This window comes from Nocardioides sp., from assembly GCF_004803405.1.
In the GTDB taxonomy this organism is placed as follows: Bacteria; Actinomycetota; Actinomycetes; order Propionibacteriales; family Nocardioidaceae; genus Nocardioides; species Nocardioides vastitatis.
In genome coordinates, this window is sequence record NZ_SSXI01000273.1 from 1 (window position 1) to 5,939 (window position 5,939).

A 5,939-nucleotide genomic window follows, 5' to 3' on the forward strand; every position below is an offset into this window, starting at 1 on the left:
CCGCCGACGTAGCCGACGCCGCCACCGGCAGCACCGGTGGCGGCGCCGCCACCGCCGAGCGGGCCCCGGTCATCTCCCGCGACGACCGCCGCCCCCAGGCGGACCCGACCAAGACCGCCGCCTTGGCCGAGTCGAGCACGTCCGCCCTCACCGACGCCCGCAAGCTCTCGGAGTCAGACCCCAGGGACATCGCCCGCGCGCTGCTCAGGGAGTTCGGATTCTCCTCCGACCAGTTCGGCTGCCTCGACTCGCTGTGGACCCGCGAGTCGGGCTGGCGCTGGAACGCCGACAACCCCAGCTCGTCCGCCTACGGCATCCCGCAGGCGCTCCCGGGCTCCAAGATGTCGTCCGCCGGCGCCGACTGGGCGACCAACCCCGCCACCCAGATCCGCTGGGGCCTCGGTTACATCCGCGACCGCTACGGCAGCCCGTGCAGCGCCTGGGGCCACAGCGAGTCCCACAACTGGTACTGAGTCGACCCGGTTGCCGGGCCCGCGCCGGGGCACCGTCACGGCATGTTCCAGATCCTCGGATTCATCCTCATCGGCGTGGTCATCGGCGTGCTCGCACGACTCCTCAAGCCGGGCCGCCAGTCCCTCGGCTTCCTCGGGACCATCGGCCTCGGCATGGTCGGCGCCCTCATCGGAGGGATCGTCGCGTCGCTGCTGGGCACCGGTGAGATCACCGAGCTGAACGTGATCGGCTTCGTGGTCGCGGTGGTCGCCGCGGTGCTCCTGGTCGGCATCGCCGAGGGCATCGTCGGCCGGAACCGTGGCGACGTACGGGCTACGTCCGACTGACCGGACCCGCATCGGCCGCGCGTGGACCCGAGGCTAGGGGCGGGTCATCGCATCCACGTCGAGAGCCGCGTCGAGCTCCTCGAGGGTGAGCTCGCCGCGGTCGACGTACCCCAGCGCCAGGACGGTCTCGCGGATCGTGCTGCCGGTGGCGAGTGCCTGCTTGGCGACCTTGGCTGCGGCCTCGTACCCGATGTGCCGGTTGAGGGGCGTCACGACCGAGGGCGAGGACTCGGCGTAGCGCCGCATCCGCTCCGCGTCGGCGGCGATGCCGTCGACGCACCGCCGCGCCAGGGTCGTGGAGGCGGTCGAGAGCAGGCGCACCGACTCCAGCACGTTGCGAGCCATGACGGGCATCGCGACGTTGAGCTCGAAGCTGCCGCTGGCGCCGGCGAGGGTGACCGCCGCATCGTTCCCGACCACCTGCATGCACACCATGAGGGTGGCCTCGGGAAGGACCGGGTTGACCTTGCCGGGCATGATCGAGGACCCGGGCTGCAGGTCGGGCAGGTGGATCTCGGCGAGGCCGGTGGTCGGCCCCGATGCCATCCAGCGCAGGTCGTTGCAGATCTTGGTCAGACCGACCGCGATCGTCCGCAGCACGCCGCTGAGCTCGACGAGGGAGTCGCGGGTGCCCTGCGCCTCGAAGTGGTCGCGGGCCTCGGTGAAGTGCTGCCCGGTCGCCTCGCGCAGCGCCGCGATGGCGCCGGTCGCGAACCCCTCGGGGGTGTTGATGCCGGTGCCGACCGCGGTGCCGCCGAGTGGCAGCCCCCGCACCCTCGGCAGTACGGCGTCCAGCCGCTCGATCCCGTAGCGGACCGTGGCCGCGTAGCCGCCGAACTCCTGGCCCAGTGTCACCGGCGTGGCGTCCATCAGGTGGGTGCGGCCGGACTTGACCAGGTCCGCGAACTCGGTGGACTTCGCCTCGAGCGAGCTGGCGAGCACCTCCAGCGCCGGCTGCAGGTCGCGGACGACGGCCAGCGTGGCGGCGACGTGGATGGCGGTCGGGAAGGTGTCGTTGCTGGACTGGCTGGCGTTCACGTGGTCGTTGGGATGTGCCTCCACGCCCGCGCGAGCACAGAGCGAGGAGATCACCTCGTTGGTGTTCATGTTGGAGCTGGTCCCGGACCCGGTCTGGAACACGTCGACCGGAAACTGCGCGTCGTGCCGGCCCTCCGCGATCTCCCTGGCGGCACTGCCGATGGCCGCGGCCACCTCGTGCGCGAGCACGCCCAGCTGTCCGTTGGCCACCGCGGCGGCCGCCTTCACCTCGCCGAGGGCATGGATCAGCGCCGGCTCGATCGGGGTGCCGCTGATCGGGAAGTTCTCGACCGCCCGCTGGGTCTGGGCCTTCCACAGGGCCTCGGCCGGGACCCGGACCTCACCCATGGAGTCGTGCTCGATACGGAAGTCTGCTGTGTCGCTCACGCCGACGACGCTACTCGGGTCCCGGCTGCCGAGGGGCCAGGAGTCGTCGGGTTAGGCATCACCGGCCTACACTCGCGAGGAGACTGCAATTGTCAGGCCGTCGTCCGCGGACATCGCGGGAGGCAGTGGCGCTGGCACCAGCAGCAAGTTCGAGCGGCAGCGAGTGGGCCTCGCAGCGAGACGCCGCCGTGGAGCGCATTGATCTCCTTCGTCTGGTCGCCCCACGAGCGCCTGCCTGCGGGCACCGGAGGCTCGGAGAACTACACCGTCGGACAGGTCCGTGAGCTGAACCGGCGCGGCATCGCCGCGCAGGTCGTCACGGTGGGGCTGGGGGTGGACGACGGCAGGTCGGAGTTCGCGGACATCCCGTTCCTGTCGCTGCCGACCCTCGCCGACATCGGATCGCTGGACGACCCGGTCGTGTTCGTGAGCGAGGCGCCCTCGGTGCGGACCCGCCGGCCGTCGTACCAGATCCTGCACGTGCCGCCGCCGATCCGCGCCGACCGCGCGGCCGCGGTGGCCGCCGCGACCCGCGACCGCACGCTCATCGCCACCAGCCACTTCGCCGCCCGGATGTGGGCGCGGTTCCTCGACGTGGACGTCCCGACGATCCAGGTGGTCTACCCGTTCGCCGAGCCCGGATTCGCCGCGGAGCCGCGCGTCGACGACGCCTCGAGCAGGACAAGGGTCCTCTACGCGGGGCGGCTGACGCCGGAGAAGGGCATCTACACCCTCCTCGCGGCCCTCCACAGCGACCTCCTCGAGGGCGACGACCGACTCTCGTTCACCGTCACCGCGGCCGGGTCGGACCGGCCGCAGGGCCGGATCATCGAGACGCTGCTCGAGGCGCACCCGGGGGTCACGGTGGTCCCCGCCCGACGGACGCCGGCCGCGATGGCTGCGTTGATGGCCGAGCACGACGTCGTGGTGATGCCGTCCAACGGCCAGTACTGGCACGAGACGTTCGGCATCGTCTCGATCGAGGCGCAGCATGCCGGGTGTCGGGTGGTGGCCTCCGACGACGGGGGGCTGCCGGAGACCGACTGTGGCGCCGTGCTCCTGGTCGCCCCGGACAACGCCGAGGCGCTGGCCGCCGGGATCGTCCGCGCGGTGGCGGCCGGCCCGGTACCGCCGGGTGCACGGACGCTCGCGGGGAAGGAGTTCACCGTCGCGCAGTCGGTGGACGCCCTGCTCGGAGTCTTCGCGCGGCCGCGGCCGATCGCCCCGGCGAGCATCGTTCGTCAGCTCGAGGAGCTGGTCCGGCTGCCGTCCTCCCCGGAGCCGGTCATTCGGCCGAGCACAGACCCCACCGCCGCGATCGCCTGACCGGCCTCAGTCGAAGAGCTCGCTGAGCCAGCTCTCCTTGCGCTTCTTCTTGTAGTAGCCCTGCTGCTGCGGCGGGTACTGCTGCTGCGGCGCGCGGTAGCTGTCGTACTGCGGCTGCTGCGGCGGCGGCTGCGGGGCCTGGCGGGGCTGGTCCAGCTGCACGGAGCGGTCGATGATCTTGTCGAGCTCTCCGCGGTCGAGCCACACGCCACGGCAGGTGGGGCAGTAGTCGATCTCGATCCCGTTCCGCTCGCTCATCACCAGCGTGGCCTCGTCGACAGGGCAGCGCATCGTGTTGTCCTCCGCAGTCTCGGTTGTACTCGGTCCAACGTATCCGGGGCTGCGCCGGTTCCCACGCGGCCGTTGCCCGCTGCTTCACCTGGTGTCTAGGGTGAATGACCGGATGTCGAGCGCTCAGGAGCCACAGATGTCGATGGATCGCAGGACCTTGGTCAAGTCGGCCGCCGCACTGTCCGCGGCCGGTCCGTTCGCGGGGCTCGTCGTGCCGGGCGCGGCGCACGCGCAGCCCTCGGTCGCCGCCCTCTTCCCGGTCAAGGACAAGCGCGACGGCACGGTCCGGCTGCACCTGCCGCGAGGCTTCAACTACCGCTCGTTCCACGACACCGAGTCGACCGTGGTGCTGACCGATGGCACCGTGCTGCCCGGGCGCCATGACGGCATGGGGGCGTTCGCCGGCCCGGACGACACGGTGATCCTCGTCCGCAACCACGAGGTGAACAACCCGCGGCCGGCGTTCGGCCCCGGCGGCCCGACCGCGCCCGCGCCGTACGACTCGATGGCCGGCGGTGGCACGACCACGGTCCAGGTCACCCGCCAGGGCGCGGTGATCCGCTCGTTCACCAGCCTCAACGGAACGATGATGAACTGCTCCGGCGGGCAGATGCCGTGGGGTGCTTGGGTCACCTGCGAGGAGACCGTCAACGGCCCGGACGTCGGTCCCGACTTCACCCGCGCCTCCAACGTGCCGCTCACCAAGCCGCACGGCTACGTCTTCGAGGTGCCGGTCAGCCACCAGCCCGGCGCGGGCCAGTCGACGCGTCAGCCGATCCGCAGCGCCGGCCGGTTCGCCCACGAGGCGGTCTCGTTCGACCCGGTGGACGGCTACCTCTACCTCACCGAGGACAACTTCGCCTTCGCGTCCGGCTTCTACCGCTACCGGCCGCCGTCGCACCCGATGGAAGTCGGCCGGCTCGAGGACGGCGGCACCCTGCAGATGCTCAAGGTGACCGGCGTCGAGAACGCCCACCTCGAGGGCGAGCAGTCCGCAGGCGCGGTCTACGACGTCGAGTGGGTCGACATCCCCGATCCCGACGTGCTCTACGACTACACCCCCGGTGAGCCGGCGCCGACGCCGAACGACACCGCGATCGTCCATGTCAGCAGTCAGGGGTGGGACCAGGGCGCCGCCTACTTCTCACGCCTCGAGGGCCAGGTGTACGACGACGGCATCATCTACTTCACCTCGACCCAGGGTGGCGGCGTGCCGGAGAGCGACCGGCACAACCCCGCGGGCTACGGCCGCGGCTCGGGCCAGGTGTGGGCCTACGACACCCGCGCCGAGACGCTGCGCGTGGTCTTCCAGTCGTCCGGCCCGCTCGAGCTCGACCTGCCCGACAACATCACCACCTCGCCGCGCGGCACGCTCGTCGTGTGCGAGGACAGCAGCGGCGACAACTTCATCCGCGGCCTCGCCCAGGACGGCTCGATCTGGGACATCGCCCTCAACCGCCTGCGCAGCAGCGCAGGGACGCCGCGGCACGGCGACGAGTTCGCCGGCTCGACGTTCAGCCCCGACGGCCACACGCTGTTCGTCAACATCCAGGCCGGCGCGGGCATGACCTTCGCCATCTGGGGTCCGTGGCGCAAGATCGGGGTGTAGGTCGCTGGGCGATCGTTTCGTCGGTCGAGGAGGTCGCGCGGCGACCGTCACGAGACCGCCGGCGCCGCAGCCGGTGCGGACCGACAGGCAGCTAGGCGGGTAGGGCGGTCGGGTGGTTGCGCGCCGCTGCCGGCCGGAAGGTCGTCGGTGGATCGAGGGCCTGTGGCTCGTTGGTCGAGGAGTCGCGTGGCGACCGTCCGCGACCGCCACGAGACCATCCGCGCCGCAGCCGGTGCGGGCCGACAGGCAGCGAGGCGGGTACGGCGGTCGGGTGGTTGCGCGCCGCTGCCGGCCAGCGGTCGTCGGTGGATCGAGGGGCCCGTGGCCCGTTGGTCGAGGAGGTCGCGTCGGCGAGTACGCGGTTGACCACCTGTCCTCCACACCAATCCGTGGCGGATCGGCTGTCCACAGGCGGGTTCCCGGCACCGGCCAGATGGCGGTGGTGGCTGGAAGCATCCACTCATGGATCCTGAGAACCACAGCAACGC

General features: G+C 71.4%; 6 protein-coding genes. 4 read left to right on the forward strand and 2 right to left on the reverse strand.

Going from position 1 to position 5,939, the window contains the following annotated elements:
* Positions 1–473, forward strand: a 473-nt coding sequence (locus E7Z54_RS23835; RefSeq protein ID WP_206056417.1) for a lytic transglycosylase domain-containing protein, incomplete at its 5' end; no start/stop codon positions are given.
* A 42-nt stretch (positions 474–515) separates the two neighbouring features.
* Complete coding sequence (locus tag E7Z54_RS19520) at positions 516–800, forward strand: GlsB/YeaQ/YmgE family stress response membrane protein (RefSeq protein WP_240769795.1); 285 nt, start codon at positions 516–518, stop codon at positions 798–800.
* 33 nt (positions 801–833) lie between these two features.
* On the opposite strand, the gene E7Z54_RS19525 is transcribed toward E7Z54_RS19520, so the two are convergent.
* The gene (locus E7Z54_RS19525) at positions 834–2,225 is read right to left on the reverse strand and encodes a class II fumarate hydratase (RefSeq protein ID WP_206056414.1); all 1,392 of its coding nucleotides are present in this window, start codon (positions 2,223–2,225) and stop codon (positions 834–836) included.
* Positions 2,226–2,423: 198 nt separating this feature from the next.
* On the opposite strand from E7Z54_RS19525, the gene E7Z54_RS19530 reads away from it, so the two are divergent.
* Entirely contained in the window at positions 2,424–3,551 is a 1,128-nt protein-coding gene (locus E7Z54_RS19530) for a glycosyltransferase family 4 protein (RefSeq protein ID WP_136436393.1), read from the forward strand.
* A 6-nt stretch (positions 3,552–3,557) separates the two neighbouring features.
* On the opposite strand, the gene E7Z54_RS19535 is transcribed toward E7Z54_RS19530, so the two are convergent.
* On the reverse strand, positions 3,558–3,842 hold the full coding sequence (locus tag E7Z54_RS19535) for a zf-TFIIB domain-containing protein (RefSeq protein ID WP_136436394.1): 285 nt from the start codon (positions 3,840–3,842) through the stop codon (positions 3,558–3,560).
* Positions 3,843–3,978: 136 nt separating this feature from the next.
* Here E7Z54_RS19535 and E7Z54_RS19540 point away from each other — a divergent pair, with 136 nt between their 5' ends.
* Entirely contained in the window at positions 3,979–5,451 is a 1,473-nt protein-coding gene (locus E7Z54_RS19540; protein WP_136436395.1) for a PhoX family protein, read from the forward strand.
* Positions 5,452–5,939 lie beyond the last annotated feature (488 nt).